This window comes from Alteromonas sp. ABH4_452, from assembly GCF_056311825.1.
In genome coordinates, this window is record NZ_CM149973.1 from 2,003,054 (window position 1) to 2,018,434 (window position 15,381).

The window sequence follows — 15,381 nt, forward strand, 5'->3', positions numbered from 1 at the left end:
TGCGTAGAGAGCCTTACAGGCTCTCTAATAATGCTCTAGCCTGCGGACGTCTAAAGAAAGGTCGCTCTACATTTACTGCATACTCTAGCTCTTTTTTCGCTTCCTCAATTCTATTGAGTTTTGCAAGCGTGTAGCCAAGGTGATAGCGGATGTTAGGGTCGTTAGCGTCTCTTGCGAAAGCGTCTCTAAGCATTTTAAGACTACCCTCATAATCTCCCTGTAGCGCTTTAATGTGTCCAAAGGTGTCTAGTATTTTAGAAGAATTAGGCTGCAGCTCATAAGCCTGTCGCGCATAGTTTTTAGCGGTGATCAGTGATTTTTCAATATGCATAATAGCTAAGCGGTTGAAGGCTTCGGCTGGATTAAGTAGGTTGGGCTCTTCAATAAGCTCTTTATAGAGCGCTGTTGATTCGTCGAATTCTTGAATAAAGAAAAGGTACTGAGCCAGCAGATTTTTCGCCAGCAGGTTGCTATCATTTTCACTCACTAGTTTTCGCGCGGTTTTCAAAAAAACATCAACAAACTGTTCGTTTAATGCGTAGTTATAGAGCGCAATAAACGCCTGTGCAAAGGAAGCGTCGACTTCTAGCGCTTGTTGGAAAGCGTTAATCGCGCTTTCGTTATTACCTTTATTCGCAGCTAATCTTCCCTTCAGAAAGTGATAGACCGGATTCTCTCGCTGATTTGCTGGAATGGTCGCTAATAGCGACTGTGCTTTATCGTTTTTCTGTAAATCTAACAATAAGCTGGTATAGCGCAAAGTTACAAAAGTACTCGAGTTGGCTATTTCGTAAGCGCGAGCCATGGCACCTAGGGCGCTTTCGCTGTTTCCTAAATTGCGAGCTTGGTCAGCATAAGCGATAAGCTTTCCAGCATCGTCGTTAATAAAGTTTCTTACAATGCTTAGCGTTTTTTCCGCATCAGCTCGCTGATTATTTGATAGCTGAAGCGCAGCTTTACGAAGAAGGTAGTCAGCATTGTCGAAATCATCTTTTATAAGCAAATCTAAATGATACAGAGCGTTCTTAATGTCGCCTTTTTGCTGGTATAAAGATGAAATACGCTCTCTAGCACCGATACTCGAAGGATTGAGCGTTAATATATCAAGGTAAATTTGCTTCGCGTCTTCTACGTTGCCCGCTTTGGTTAAATTAAACGCCTTAAGCATTAATGTTTCGTTATGCTGAGGGGACAAAGCAAGTAGCTCTTCTACAAGTTGGTTAGATTTGTCAACATTCCCTAAACGACTCTCTGTAGCTGCTAAATTGAATTTTGCTGGAAAGAGGGTAGGGTTTTGCGCTAGCGCTTTCTCGATGTTGTCTTTAGCTTCCTCCAATTGACCTTGTCTAATCAAAATGCCGGCTTTTAGGTTGTACACTTCAGCTTCGTCAGGATAAAGTTCACTTAGTAAATTTGCACCCTTCAGCGCATTATCGAATTGCTGCGCTTGTAAATTCATTAATGAATAGGTGAATAGAAAACCTGCGTTGTCTTTGTAGGTCGGCAAATTCTTTTCAAGAATTGATAGCGCTTCGTCCTGCTTACCTCTGGCAGCCATCAATTTGATTTTAAACAGCTGGAGTTTGTTCTCATTCGGGTACTTATATTCAAGGTTTTGCAATAAGCGTTCAGCTTTAAACGCTTTGTTTTGGCGAATAAATAAATCACCTAGAAGAAGTGCCGAGTCAGGGTCTTCCATCAACGCATCTTGATGGCGTTCAAGCAGGGCGAGCGCTTGCTTATCTTGCTGTGTCGCCATATAGACCTGGCTTAGCATCAATACTGCCTGTAGGTCATCAGGCTCCTGTTGCAAATAGCCATTAAAGTCTTTTGCGGCCGTTTCCATGTTGTTATTAAAGAAGTTTGTTAAACCGCTTATGTAGAGCAACATGGGTTGAGAAGTTATGAGCTCAGGATCAAGCTGTGCCATAAAATCATTAAGCTCTTTTAGCTTTTCGTTATCAATAGCTTGTTGGTTGTCTCTGCTTTGCAACCAGCTGTTGAGTAAGATGGCCAAAGGATCATTAGGCGTGTCTTCAATGATCTCATCTACGAATAGCTTTGCAGTATCGTAGTCTTTCGCTTCTAAATACAAGTCCACTAGATTACGCAAGGCAATAGGGTCGTCGCGGTTAAACGTCAGGGCTTTTTGTAAATGTGCGGTTGCGGCGTCTTTATCGCCTTGTCGGTATGCGAGCTGGCCTTTCAAACGCCATGTTATTGCGTTTTCAGGCTCTAATGACATAGCTTTATTGATAAGAGAACTTGCTTTAGATAAGTCTTCATTTTGAAGGGCGATGGAAGCTAACCCATTTATAGCAGGTACGAAGTTGGGCGTGCGGGAAACGATGGTGTTGTAGTCACGTAAGGCGCATTGCTCTTCTTCTAACCTAATACACGCGGTTGCACGAATCATTAACCATTCACGCTCTGCATCACCCGATAGCTTGTTTAAATCAGAAAACTCTACAATCTCCTGGTATCTGTTTAAGAAAAGCCAAGTGTTGCCCAGCGGCTCTGCCAGAAGGTTAATATCGGCACCCATTTCCAGCGCTTCTACAAACTCCATTTCGGCTGCAGTTAAATAGCCGTTAATAAGCAGTATCTCGCCCATTAGTATTTTAGCAGCTAGGTTTTCTGGGTCTTTTTGTAAACTGTTTTTAAGGTGAATATAGGCTTCATCGTATTCGTTTTCGTTAAAGGCAGTTAAGGCCTTTTCATAGTCTTCTGAGGTAGTTGCGAAACTGTTGAATACGATTAAAGAAGAGGCAACTGCAGAGACAATAGCGCGTTGTACAAAACGCTTTTTATTATTAAAAAAATCCATATAAACCTTCGAAATTTAGCCTAGCTACAGGCTTAAAAATAGCATAAAAAAAGGTGGCCTAAGCCACCTTTTAAAGATACGTGTTTTCTAAGCGTTTTTAAACAATTAAACGCGACGCTTACGTCTATAAAGAACAAGACCTAAACCTAAACTCATAAGTGCAAGGGCGCCTGGTTCGCTAACCTGCGTAGGTGGGGGCGGTGTAGTATCATTACTTGCTAGTTCAATACCTAAAGAACTAAGCTTAAACCCGAAGTTGTTTGAAGAAGTACTGTCGTCGAAAAAAGTATTATATGCACCGACAAGCCAATACTGAGCAGAGGTCAAGTTGGTGAACTCTGATACAAAAGAATCACCAACTTTAGTATTGCTTACGCCATAGTGACCTACCGCGGAAGAAATAGTTGTCTCAGCTACGTCGGCCCAAGTAAAGTCTTGATCACTGGAAAATAACGAAACATCATCTAAACCTACAACAGTGACTTCTTTTTCGCTATCTGGATTGCTGCCGAAATTACTCACCCAAGAAAACGATGCGTCTGTAAGCGTCACATCGGTGCTGAACGAAAGTAATACCATATCGAAGTCCGCAATGCCTTTTTCTGCATTATAGTTATCAATAGAGTGCTTATCGCCCTTGTACCTATTGCGTTCATTTAGGTATATATCATTGTTTATTAAACCAAAGCCTTCACCGTAATCTTTCAAACTCCCCTGATTAACAACTAGATCATCATTTTCGGCTTGATAGTACTTACCATTATAATAACCGCCACTCCAAGTGTCGTAATTACCATTATAGTACCCAGTATCTGCCCAAGAAGTAACTCCGACATAAACGGTAGTGTCATCGATCGTTATTGAGGTCCCGCTAGAGCTATCTGGAGAAAGGGTATAACTAATACCGTCTGTGGCTAATGAATATTCGTTGAGGCTACTGTCGGTTGCATGTGCAGAAAAGGCAGACACTACTGACATAACTATTATTAATTTTCTTAACTTCATACATACGACTCTGATACTAGGAAATAATTATATTATTTTCTTTCATGCATAATTCGAGCCAAATTTTATGTTGTTGTTTTAACGATAATATTTTTTAACAAGGTAGGGTGCAGTAAAAAAAACTGACAGGTTGTACCACCTGTCAGTGATCTAAAGTCTAATTTCCTTAAATGGCCTTTTTGCGGCGCCACATGACGAATAAAGAGCAAGCCATTAGTAGGCCGATAGTACCTGGCTCCGACACTTCCGTAGTATCAGGGGTACCTGTCGTTTCGGTAATTGAGAAACCAACATTAGCAAGTTTGAAAGCGTCGTTACCAATGTACCCACCAATATTACCAAATGCGGTGTTGTATGCCCCTACGAGCCAATATTGCGCTGACTCAGTGAACGCAAAATCGGCGCGGTGCTCTACATAGTCACAGTTCTCAATATCGAAAGATGCAGAAGTAAGCGCATCTGCAACAATATCACTCCATGTATTTACACCAGAGGTCAAAGTAGAGGTGTCATTTAAGGCAGCTACTGAAACTTGACTATCATTACTGCTATATAACCATGAAAAGCTCGCGCCGGTTAGTGTTACTGCAGAGTCAAATGAAAGCAGTACAAAGTCATAATCACGCTCAACATTGGTCACTCCACTTTTATAAGCAGCCTTACTACCTTCATAATAGTAGTTTAGGTTGTCGATAGCATGGTCAGAACTACCTTTGTAGTAAGCTTCGTCATTATTGGTAACTCCATAAGCCCAAGTATTTGAGATTTTTTGTAAGCTAGCGGCAACCACTGTTTCGCCGGTCGCATTATTAGTATCTGAAAATGCAGACAAAGAAATGTTTACGCCATCAATCTCCACAGGAGAGTTATCAGGGTTAACACTATTGTAAACACCATCGTCGACTAGATCATAGGTATACTCACCAAGCGGAGAGTTACACTGCTTACTCTGGGTGTTGCTGCTACCCGATGAGCCGCAGTAGGAGTAATCATGCTTTTTATAAGAGGTGGCAAATGCTGAATTAGCGCTCAGCGTCGATACCAGCGCCATTGAAAGTAATAGCAAGGTCTTGGAAGAAAAGGTTTTGTCTAGTAATCGCATAATCACTTTCCTATATAAAAAGCGCATAGCGCTTCAAGTACAAACCTTTCAAGCGTTGTACTATTTATGTACACACACTTTTTCGGAAAGTACTTAGTTTCAACATGGAGTTGTATGATATATAAACGGTGACCTGTTTAAGGTATGTGACCGTATACCTAGTTATTACTGATTGGCGAGGTAAGTAAGGAAGCAGGTTCTAAATTATTAGCCTTTGTGCGTTGTCCTTATTTGATAAAGTGGACTCATCTAAATGTATTGCAAAGCTTTTTGAATATGCCATCGCCGAAATTTATGTATGGAAGCTGGCTGTATCTTTACTTTGCTATGCCTTCTTGCATATCTATGAAATAATTAACTCAATTACATGTAGAAGTACGAGGACATATGTCTGAACAAAAACGTAAAGGGATATACTTACTTCCCAATTTATTAACAACAGCAGGTTTGTTTTCTGGTTTCTTTGCTGTTGTGTCGTCAATGAACGGTCGTTTTGAAGCAGCCGCTGTCGCAATTTTTGTGGCAATGATATTTGATGGGCTGGATGGACGAGTAGCTAGAATGACAAATACGCAAAGTGATTTCGGCGCAGAGTATGACTCTATGGCCGATATGGTCTCTTTTGGTATGGCACCTGCACTTGTTGCTTATAATTGGGGCTTAACCGAATTAGGTAAGTTGGGCTGGTTAGCGGCATTTGTCTATGTAGCTGGTGCAGCATTGCGTCTAGCTCGCTTCAATACTCAGGTTGGAATCGCTGATAAGCGCTTCTTCCAAGGTCTTGCTAGTCCAGCAGCAGCGGCAGTTGTATCCGGTCTTGTATGGGTGGGTGTCGAGTATAATGCAGTAGGGACTGACTACGGGTTGATTGTGGCCGCAGTAACTGGTTTAGCTGGCTTACTTATGGTGAGTAACTTTAAGTATAATTCTTTCAAAGAAGTTAACTGGCATGGCAAGGTTCCATTTGTTGGCCTTCTATTAGTGCTTTTAATATTCGTTGTTGTTGCAACTGAGCCAGCGCTTGTACTGTTTTTAGTATTTGCTTTGTATGCACTGGCAGGGCCTATCAATACTTTCCGCACGGTAGAGAAAGTGACTTTGGATGACGTGGTAGGCGATCACGAAGAAGACGCGGACTTCAATGCTGATAAAAAGAATCAAAGCGAAAGTGAAGACGTTACTAAATAGTAAGTAGGCAATTCTTTACGCTATGAAAAGAGGGAAAATTTCTTTTAGTGTTATTAAACAGAGCGTTTTCCGATAAATCTGCCTGCAAAATGAACGAATAGAGTGAAAAGCGACCGAATGGTCGCTTTTTTTGTATTTATTTAAAATAAGTGTTGACGTGAGCGCTCATTTCCCTAAAATGCGCATCCGCTTCGGGGGAAAAGCAAAACAGCAAGCCTCCTGAAGTAAGTCTCTACTATCTTTATAGGCCAGTAAAGACGGGAGTTTAGAAGAAACGCTTCAGAAAATAAATTTTCAAAAAGTGTTGACAACGAAAGCTTCCAGCGTATAATGCGCACCTCACTCGAACAGGGTGAGTCACCAAGAAGCAGCGGCTTCTAGTGAATAGCAGCGAAGCTGCTACGTTCTTTAACAATTTAGACAAGACAATCTGTGTGGGCACTCGTTAAGAGTGTCACAACGACGATTCATATTTCGATATATTTAATTGAAGAGTTTGATCATGGCTCAGATTGAACGCTGGCGGCAGGCCTAACACATGCAAGTCGAACGGTAACAGGAAGTGCTTGCACTTCGCTGACGAGTGGCGGACGGGTGAGTAATGCTTGGGAACTTGCCTTTGCGAGGGGGATAACAGTTGGAAACGACTGCTAATACCGCATAATGTCTACGGACCAAACGGGGCTTAGGCTCCGGCGCAAAGAGAGGCCCAAGTGAGATTAGCTAGTTGGTAAGGTAAAGGCTTACCAAGGCAACGATCTCTAGCTGTTCTGAGAGGAAGATCAGCCACACTGGGACTGAGACACGGCCCAGACTCCTACGGGAGGCAGCAGTGGGGAATATTGCACAATGGGGGGAACCCTGATGCAGCCATGCCGCGTGTGTGAAGAAGGCCTTCGGGTTGTAAAGCACTTTCAGTTGTGAGGAAAAGTTAGTAGTTAATACCTGCTAGCCGTGACGTTAACAACAGAAGAAGCACCGGCTAACTCCGTGCCAGCAGCCGCGGTAATACGGAGGGTGCGAGCGTTAATCGGAATTACTGGGCGTAAAGCGCACGCAGGCGGTTTGTTAAGCTAGATGTGAAAGCCCCGGGCTCAACCTGGGATGGTCATTTAGAACTGGCAGACTAGAGTCTTGGAGAGGGGAGTGGAATTCCAGGTGTAGCGGTGAAATGCGTAGATATCTGGAGGAACATCAGTGGCGAAGGCGACTCCCTGGCCAAAGACTGACGCTCATGTGCGAAAGTGTGGGTAGCGAACAGGATTAGATACCCTGGTAGTCCACACCGTAAACGCTGTCTACTAGCTGTTTGTGACTTTAAGTCGTGAGTAGCGAAGCTAACGCGCTAAGTAGACCGCCTGGGGAGTACGGCCGCAAGGTTAAAACTCAAATGAATTGACGGGGGCCCGCACAAGCGGTGGAGCATGTGGTTTAATTCGATGCAACGCGAAGAACCTTACCTACACTTGACATGCAGAGAACTTTCTAGAGATAGATTGGTGCCTTCGGGAACTCTGACACAGGTGCTGCATGGCTGTCGTCAGCTCGTGTCGTGAGATGTTGGGTTAAGTCCCGCAACGAGCGCAACCCTTGTCCTTAGTTGCCAGCCTTAAGTTGGGCACTCTAAGGAGACTGCCGGTGACAAACCGGAGGAAGGTGGGGACGACGTCAAGTCATCATGGCCCTTACGTGTAGGGCTACACACGTGCTACAATGGCATTTACAGAGGGAAGCGAGACAGTGATGTGGAGCGGACCCCTTAAAGAATGTCGTAGTCCGGATTGGAGTCTGCAACTCGACTCCATGAAGTCGGAATCGCTAGTAATCGCAGGTCAGAATACTGCGGTGAATACGTTCCCGGGCCTTGTACACACCGCCCGTCACACCATGGGAGTGGGATGCAAAAGAAGTAGTTAGTCTAACCTTCGGGAGGACGATTACCACTTTGTGTTTCATGACTGGGGTGAAGTCGTAACAAGGTAACCCTAGGGGAACCTGGGGTTGGATCACCTCCTTACCATTACGTCGAAAGACGCACTTGATGCAGTGCCTACACAGATAGTCTTGTTTAAAATGAAGAACGACACAAGTTTATGGGGCTATAGCTCAGCTGGGAGAGCGCCTGATTTGCATTCAGGAGGTCAGCAGTTCGATCCTGCTTAGCTCCACCATCTACTTGACACTGAGCTTGCATAAGCGAAGTTTACTGAAGGCTTGTAGCTCAGCTGGTTAGAGCGCACCCCTGATAAGGGTGAGGTCGGCAGTTCAAGTCTGCCCAAGCCTACCATTCACCTGCACTTGCTTCGCAAGTGGTCGTGAAAAAGCCGCTTAACCGGAAGGGGACCTTCCTGACGGTTTTTCTACTCGCTAAAGTTGGCAGTAGTCAAAGGCTAAGGTGGAAACTAATTTTTGTGTCACGTTGGACCCGAAATCCTAATGAATATTTACTGTTTCAGTAAGCATTGATTAGGTTTTTTTACTCTAAAGATGAAAGTACTGCTTTTGCAGGAAGCATCGAATGTTCTTTAACAATTTGGAAAGCTGATATTAATAGTAATCAATCAAAATTGAGTAACTGAGAAATCGAAAGATGAACTTTTTACTCTACTTGACTGAATTGCTTGTTATCAATTTATTGATAGCAAGGCAATTCTTCCGATTAGCTTGTCATTCATGCGACATAACTTAGACAGAAGTCAAAAGGCTGTTTGGGGTTGTATGGTTAAGTGACGAAGCGTATACGGTGGATGCCTTGGCAGTTAGAGGCGATGAAGGACGTGTAAGTCTGCGAAAAGCTGTGGTGAGCCGACAAAATGCATTTGAGCCACAGATGTCCGAATGGGGAAACCCACCTGTTTACAGGTATCGTTACATGAATACATAGTGTAACGAGGCGAACGAGGGGAACTGAAACATCTAAGTACCCTTAGGAAAAGAAATCAATTGAGATTCCCCTAGTAGCGGCGAGCGAACGGGGAACAGCCCTTAAGCTGTATTGAATGTAGTGGAATCCTTTGGGAAGAGGAGCGATACAAGGTGATAGCCCTGTACACGACGCAATCTTTACAGTGAAATCGAGTAGGTCGGGACACGTGTTATCTTGACTGAATATGGGGGGACCATCCTCCAAGGCTAAATACTCCTAACTGACCGATAGTGAACCAGTACCGTGAGGGAAAGGCGAAAAGAACCCCTGTGAGGGGAGTGAAATAGAACCTGAAACCGTATACGTACAAGCAGTGGGAGCCCTTCGGGGTGACTGCGTACCTTTTGTATAATGGGTCAGCGACTTATATTTAGTAGCAAGGTTAAGCGAATAGCGGAGCCGTAGCGAAAGCGAGTGTTAACTGCGCGTTTAGTTGCTAGGTATAGACCCGAAACCCGGTGATCTAGCCATGAGCAGGTTGAAGGTTGAGTAACATCAACTGGAGGACCGAACCCACTGACGTTGAAAAGTCAGGGGATGACTTGTGGCTGGGGGTGAAAGGCCAATCAAACCGGGAGATAGCTGGTTCTCCCCGAAATCTATTTAGGTAGAGCCTCGGACGAATTCCATTGGGGGTAGAGCACTGTTAAGGCTAGGGGGTCATCCCGACTTACCAACCCTTTGCAAACTCCGAATACCAATGAGAACTATCCGGGAGACACACGGCGGGTGCTAACGTCCGTCGTGGAGAGGGAAACAACCCAGACCGCCAGCTAAGGTCCCAAAATATTGCTAAGTGGGAAACGATGTGGGAAGGCATAGACAGCTAGGAGGTTGGCTTAGAAGCAGCCACCCTTTAAAGAAAGCGTAATAGCTCACTAGTCGAGTCGGCCTGCGCGGAAGATGTAACGGGGCTAAGCAATATACCGAAGCTGCGGCAGCAAGTTTACTTGCTGGGTAGGGGAGCGTTGTGTAAGTGGATGAAGGTGAGTTGTAAAGCTTGCTGGACATATCACAAGTGCGAATGCTGACATGAGTAACGATAATGGGAGTGAAAAACTCCCACGCCGGAAGACCAAGGTTTCCTGTCCCATGCTAATCAGGGCAGGGTAAGTCGGCCCCTAAGGCGAGGCAGAAATGCGTAGTCGATGGGAAACGGATTAATATTTCCGTACTTATATAATCAGTGATGGAGGGACGGAGAAGGCTAGGCAAGCTTGGCGTTGGTTGTCCAAGTGAAAGTGCGTAGGCTGAAGACTTAGGTAAATCCGGGTTTTCAAGGCCGAGACACGAGACGAGCTCCCAAGGGAGTGAAGTTGTTGATGCCCTGCTTCCAGGAAAAGCTTCTAAACTTATGATTATATGAACCGTACCCCAAACCGACACAGGTGGTCAGGTAGAGAATACTAAGGCGCTTGAGAGAACTCGGGTGAAGGAACTCGGCAAAATTGTACCGTAACTTCGGGAGAAGGTACGCCTCTGTTTGTGAACACTTCGCGTGGTAAGCAAATGGAGGCCGCAGTGACCAGGTGGCTGGGACTGTTTATTAAAAACACAGCACTCTGCAAACTCGTAAGAGGACGTATAGGGTGTGACACCTGCCCGGTGCCGGAAGGTTAATTGATGGGGTTAGTTTTCGGACGAAGCTCTTGATCGAAGCCCCGGTAAACGGCGGCCGTAACTATAACGGTCCTAAGGTAGCGAAATTCCTTGTCGGGTAAGTTCCGACCTGCACGAATGGTGTAACCATGGCCACGCTGTCTCCACCCGAGACTCAGTGAAATTGAAATCGCAGTGAAGATGCTGTGTACCCGCACCTAGACGGAAAGACCCCGTGAACCTTTACTACAGCTTGGCACTGAACATTGAACCTACATGTGTAGGATAGGTGGGAGGCTTTGAAGCACAGTCGCTAGATTGTGTGGAGCCGTCCTTGAAATACCACCCTTGTATGTTTGATGTTCTAACATTGGTCCCTTATCGGGATTGTGGACAGTGTCTGGTGGGTAGTTTGACTGGGGCGGTCTCCTCCCAAATAGTAACGGAGGAGCACGAAGGTTAGCTAATCACGGTCGGACATCGTGAGGTTAGTGCAATGGCATAAGCTAGCTTAACTGCGAGACAGACACGTCGAGCAGGTACGAAAGTAGGTCATAGTGATCCGGTGGTTCTGTATGGAAGGGCCATCGCTCAACGGATAAAAGGTACTCCGGGGATAACAGGCTGATACCGCCCAAGAGTTCATATCGACGGCGGTGTTTGGCACCTCGATGTCGGCTCATCACATCCTGGGGCTGAAGTCGGTCCCAAGGGTATGGCTGTTCGCCATTTAAAGTGGTACGCGAGCTGGGTTTAGAACGTCGTGAGACAGTTCGGTCCCTATCTGGTGTGGGCGTTGGATGATTGATGGGAGCTGCTCCTAGTACGAGAGGACCGGAGTGGACGAACCGCTGGTGTTCGGGTTGTGATGCCAATCGCATTGCCCGGTAGCTATGTTCGGAACGGATAACCGCTGAAAGCATCTAAGCGGGAAGCCGGCCCAAAGATGAGTCATCCCTGACCTTTAAGGTCTGGAAGGGTTGTTATAGACGATGACGTTGATAGGCAGGGTGTGGAAGCGTTGTAAGGCGTTAAGCTAACCTGTACTAATTGCCCGAGAGGCTTAACCATACAACGCCCAAAAAGCTTTAGGCTTTTGGAAGTGTTGTAGACAAGCTAAAGTAAGTAGAGTGAAAAGTAGTTACTCACTGATTGAATTGATATCCAGTTTTCTAGATTGTTACCAGTTTTTCCTGGCAGCCATAGCGATACGGTACCACCTGAATCCATTCCGAACTCAGAAGTGAAACGTATTAGCGCCGATGGTAGTGTGGGGCTTCCCCATGTGAGAGTAGGACACTGCCAGGTCCCATTAAGAAGAACCCGCCTAACGGCGGGTTTTTTGCTTTCTGCACCAAAGAAAAATAATGGGGTCAGAGTCACGACTCTGACCCCATTCCTCCTTCAGCCGAACCTCAAAAATGGGGTCGAAGTACTTTATTACTATCAAGGTGAGTACGCAGTTATACCGTTATCCCCAGTACCGAAAATTCAGAAAAAGTACTCTGACCCCTTTGCTTGTTACTTATTCAAGCTTTAATGTGCATTTCGAATTTTATAAAAATCAATAATATCAATTGGATATAAAATAACTGTAAAAAAATTAATTATAATGAAATATCCTTTAAGCAAACAGGGTCTTTTAAAGTACACGTGCTTACTGTACGTCAAACACGACTAATATTATTGAGGGTAGATCAATGAAACAAATCAAAAAATCATCAGTAGCGACAGCTTTGGGTGCAGTTGTAATTGGCTCTTTGGCGTCAACAGTTGCAGTAGCAGACGTAAACCCATTTGGTATGCAAGCACTAGAGTCTGGCTACAGCCAATTTGCTGCAGAGGGCAAATGTGGTGAAGGCAAGTGCGGCGAAGGTAAATGCGGCGGCGACAAAGCTGAAAAAGAAGGCAAGTGCGGCGAAGGTAAATGCGGCGGGGACAAGAAAACTGAAAAAGAAGGCAAGTGTGGCGAAGGTAAGTGCGGCGGCGACAAGAAAGCTGACAAAGAAGGCAAGTGTGGCGAAGGCAAATGTGGCGGCGACAAGAAAGCTGGCAAAGAAGGCAAGTGCGGCGAGGGTAAATGCGGTAGCATGTAGTCACCATTCAAAAAAATCGTGTAGCTAGAAATAGAATGATGAAGGCTGCACGAATAACACTTTGCAATAAATGGCTGTCGAATGATGGCCATTTTTGTCTAACAACTTACGTTACTATTGTGCAATCCCATGTGGTAAGAGGGGAAAATATGAAAAACATATGTGGCGCAGGTCTTGGATTTCGTCGGGAAATGCTAAATGACCTTTTACCTACATTGCCATCTGAGGTCGATTTTTGGGAAGTAGCCCCTGAAAATTGGATCCCACTTGGTGGAAAGTACCAAGAACAATTTCAGCAAGCGTCTTCACAAGCTCTCTTTACAACTCATGGCTTATCTTTGTCTATCGGCAGTAGCGACAAACTAGATGTCGAGTTTGTGAAAACCGTTAAACGATTCTTGGATGCAAATAATATTGCATTGTACAGCGAGCACTTGAGCTTTTGTTCCGGCAACGGTCATATGTACGATCTGATGCCTATTCCTTTTACTGAAGACGCAATTAAGCATGTAGTATCTCGAATTGTTCAAGTTCAAGATATTATTGACCGACCGCTAGTCCTAGAAAATGTTTCTTATTACATAGCTCCCGGCCAAGAGATGAATGAGCTTGAATTTACCACGCGCATATTAAAAGAGTCGGGTTGCCAAATGCTTCTGGACGTAAACAATGTTTACGTGAACAGTATCAACCATAAATACGATGCGAAAGCGTTTATCAACGGCTTGCCCTCAGACAAAATTGTGTATGGGCATATTGCTGGTCATTATGATGAAGCGGAGGATTTGAAAGTTGATACTCACGGCGCTGATGTCATTGAGCCCGTTTGGGAATTGTTGGAGCACGCTTACCTCACTCACGGCGTATTTCCGACTTTGCTAGAGCGTGATTTTAATATTCCCCCGTTAAGCGAATTACTTTCTGAAGTGAAGAAAATTAAGCAAATTCAAGCAAAATGCGAAGCTGTTCAAGCATCAAACGTTAAAGGAAGTGTCGCGTGACTCAGTCATTTCAAACCACTCAAAAAACGTTCGTTGATGCGATCAAAGACCCACAGACATTTTGTGATACCGACGCTGATCACGCTCGTCGGATGAAAATATATCAAACCCTTTTTTTTAATAACATCGACAATTTTGTGAGTACCGGTTTTCCAGTTTTAAAATCTACTGTGGTAAAACAGTATGGTGAAAAAGGATGGGAGAGTATTGTGCGTCAATTTTTTATTGAGCACGAATGCCGCTCTCCTTATTTTGCTGAAATAAGTAAAGAGTTCGTTGAGTACCTTTCAACACAGCCAACCTTCGATATTACTCTGCCCGACTTTGCAGCGGAGCTTGCTCACTATGAGTGGCTCGAGCTTGACGTCAGTATTAGAAAAAATGAAGAGAATGTTGAATTCTATCAACAAGGAAACAATGTGACCGGCATTAGGGTGTCACCGTATGCCTCGTTGGCGGCATATCAGTTCGAAGTCCATCTAATTGGTGAGGATTATATCCCAGAGCAACCTGCCCAAGAACAGCAGTTCTACGTGGTTTACAGAGACCGTGAGTTTGACGTTCAATTTACTCATGTTAATGCTGTGACGGCTATCTTAGTCAACACGCTGGAACAACATGAACTGGGAATGGAAATAGAACAATTAGCTGAATCCTTGTGCCAACAACTTCCCCAAATACCGGCAAACGTGCTTGTAAATGGTATGAACCAGACCCTCACTGATATGTTACAAAAAGGAATATTGCTTCCAGTATCCTAAGTAACCATTACTATTTACCTGCTTTATATTAAACTTTCGCTAGGATCTGGTCTGAAAGTGAGCGATCGATCATATTAGCGCTGTCAATCGGGCTTGCTTTCGATTAACATTTAGCACCATTTTTTTGTTCACAAAATTGTTTAGGTAGTGCAAATGGCTGACAATTCAGATTTCAAAGAAGTCTATAACAAGTGGTACTTTCTAGCATCGCTAGTAACTCTAATCGCGTTCCCGTTGATGCATATCATCGCCGGCTGGTTCACCTTCTGGTTATAACGCAGACATTCAAGGCATAATTGTGACTGCAGAATATATTAAATCAGTAGTGAAAACCGTACCTGACTATCCAAAGCCAGGTATTTTATTTAGAGATGTGACCAGCGTTTTAGAAGATCACAAAGCTTTTAGTAGCTGTATCTCGTTACTTGTAGAAAAGTATCAGGGTATGGGATTTACCAAGATCGCAGGTACTGAAGCGCGCGGGTTCCTTTTTGGTGCGCCATTGGCCATCGAAATGGGCATAGGCTTCGTTCCAGTAAGAAAACCCAACAAACTTCCTCGTGAAGTAGTTAGCGAGAGCTACGAGCTTGAATACGGCATGGATACATTGGAAATCCATAAAGATGCCATTGAGCCAGGTGATAAAGTCCTTCTTATTGACGATTTACTTGCAACAGGTGGAACGATAGCCGCTTCTGCAAAACTAATTCGTTCATTGGGCGGTGAAATAAATCACGCAGGTTTTGTGATTAATTTACCGGACCTAGGTGGCGAAAAGAAATTGAGTGCGCTTGATATAGAAAGCTACTCTATTTGTGAGTTTGAAGGCGAATAATCGCTATAAAGCATAACTAGCAAAAGGCGAAATACGTAATA

General features: G+C 44.4%; 9 protein-coding genes, 2 tRNA genes and 3 rRNA genes. 11 read left to right on the forward strand and 3 right to left on the reverse strand.

The window, feature by feature from the left end:
• Positions 1-13 precede the first annotated feature (13 nt).
• The 3 genes from prsT to xdp1 (ACYX4N_RS08555) all read right to left on the reverse strand — a co-directional run bounded on the left by prsT (position 14) and on the right by xdp1 (ACYX4N_RS08555) (position 4,934).
• Positions 14-2,827: an XrtA/PEP-CTERM system TPR-repeat protein PrsT gene (prsT, locus tag ACYX4N_RS08545; protein WP_476056253.1), complete on the reverse strand. Its 2,814-nt coding sequence runs from the start codon at positions 2,825-2,827 to the stop codon at positions 14-16.
• 105 nt (positions 2,828-2,932) lie between these two features.
• A complete protein-coding gene (gene xdp1, locus ACYX4N_RS08550; RefSeq protein ID WP_474805857.1) occupies positions 2,933-3,832 on the reverse strand; it encodes an exosortase-dependent surface protein XDP1 in 900 nt (299 codons plus the stop codon).
• 166 nt (positions 3,833-3,998) lie between these two features.
• The gene (gene xdp1, locus ACYX4N_RS08555) at positions 3,999-4,934 is read right to left on the reverse strand and encodes an exosortase-dependent surface protein XDP1 (protein WP_474805859.1); all 936 of its coding nucleotides are present in this window, start codon (positions 4,932-4,934) and stop codon (positions 3,999-4,001) included.
• Positions 4,935-5,321: 387 nt separating this feature from the next.
• Between xdp1 (ACYX4N_RS08555) and pssA the strand changes: the two genes are divergently transcribed.
• The 11 genes from pssA (at position 5,322) to apt (ending at position 15,340) form a co-directional block, all read left to right on the forward strand.
• On the forward strand, positions 5,322-6,122 hold the full coding sequence (gene pssA, locus ACYX4N_RS08560) for a CDP-diacylglycerol--serine O-phosphatidyltransferase (RefSeq protein WP_474805861.1): 801 nt from the start codon (positions 5,322-5,324) through the stop codon (positions 6,120-6,122).
• A 484-nt stretch (positions 6,123-6,606) separates the two neighbouring features.
• Positions 6,607-8,139 (forward strand): 16S ribosomal RNA (locus tag ACYX4N_RS08565).
• A 78-nt stretch (positions 8,140-8,217) separates the two neighbouring features.
• Positions 8,218-8,293, forward strand: a tRNA-Ala gene (locus ACYX4N_RS08570).
• A gap of 39 nt (positions 8,294-8,332) precedes the next feature.
• Positions 8,333-8,409: transfer RNA gene (locus ACYX4N_RS08575), tRNA-Ile, on the forward strand.
• A 433-nt stretch (positions 8,410-8,842) separates the two neighbouring features.
• A 23S ribosomal RNA gene (locus ACYX4N_RS08580) occupies positions 8,843-11,718 on the forward strand.
• 121 nt (positions 11,719-11,839) lie between these two features.
• Positions 11,840-11,955: ribosomal RNA gene (rrf, locus tag ACYX4N_RS08585) — 5S ribosomal RNA — on the forward strand.
• The 16S, 23S and 5S rRNA genes sit together here with 2 tRNA genes alongside, the layout of an rRNA operon.
• Positions 11,956-12,347: 392 nt before the next feature.
• Positions 12,348-12,743, forward strand: coding sequence for an HvfA family oxazolone/thioamide-modified RiPP metallophore (locus ACYX4N_RS08590; protein WP_476056254.1), 396 nt, complete (start codon positions 12,348-12,350; stop codon positions 12,741-12,743).
• A gap of 149 nt (positions 12,744-12,892) precedes the next feature.
• Positions 12,893-13,744 carry an HvfB family MNIO-type RiPP peptide maturase gene (locus ACYX4N_RS08595; protein ID WP_476056255.1) on the forward strand — a complete coding sequence of 284 codons (852 nt, stop codon included), beginning with the start codon at positions 12,893-12,895 and terminating at the stop codon, positions 13,742-13,744.
• Positions 13,741-14,505, forward strand: coding sequence for an HvfC family RiPP maturation protein (locus ACYX4N_RS08600; RefSeq protein ID WP_476056256.1), 765 nt, complete (start codon positions 13,741-13,743; stop codon positions 14,503-14,505). The genes ACYX4N_RS08595 and ACYX4N_RS08600 overlap by 4 nt, the downstream gene beginning before the upstream one ends.
• Positions 14,506-14,658: 153 nt before the next feature.
• The gene (locus tag ACYX4N_RS08605; RefSeq protein WP_256253717.1) at positions 14,659-14,781 is read left to right on the forward strand and encodes a hypothetical protein; all 123 of its coding nucleotides are present in this window, start codon (positions 14,659-14,661) and stop codon (positions 14,779-14,781) included.
• 22 nt (positions 14,782-14,803) lie between these two features.
• On the forward strand, positions 14,804-15,340 hold the full coding sequence (gene apt, locus ACYX4N_RS08610) for an adenine phosphoribosyltransferase (protein WP_202942946.1): 537 nt from the start codon (positions 14,804-14,806) through the stop codon (positions 15,338-15,340).
• Positions 15,341-15,381: the final 41 nt, after the last annotated feature.

Excerpts from the sequence above, each read along its gene's own strand:
- prsT (WP_476056253.1), bottom strand. The coding sequence starts at position 2,827 with ATGGATTTTTTTAATAATAAAAAGCGTTTTGTACAACGCGCTATTGTC.
- xdp1 (WP_474805857.1), bottom strand. The coding sequence starts at position 3,832 with ATGAAGTTAAGAAAATTAATAATAGTTATGTCAGTAGTGTCTGCCTTT.
- xdp1 (WP_474805859.1), bottom strand. The coding sequence starts at position 4,934 with ATGCGATTACTAGACAAAACCTTTTCTTCCAAGACCTTGCTATTACTT.
- pssA (WP_474805861.1), top strand. The coding sequence starts at position 5,322 with ATGTCTGAACAAAAACGTAAAGGGATATACTTACTTCCCAATTTATTA.
- ACYX4N_RS08590 (WP_476056254.1), top strand. The coding sequence starts at position 12,348 with ATGAAACAAATCAAAAAATCATCAGTAGCGACAGCTTTGGGTGCAGTT.
- ACYX4N_RS08595 (WP_476056255.1), top strand. The coding sequence starts at position 12,893 with ATGAAAAACATATGTGGCGCAGGTCTTGGATTTCGTCGGGAAATGCTA.
- ACYX4N_RS08605 (WP_256253717.1), top strand. The coding sequence starts at position 14,659 with ATGGCTGACAATTCAGATTTCAAAGAAGTCTATAACAAGTGGTACTTT.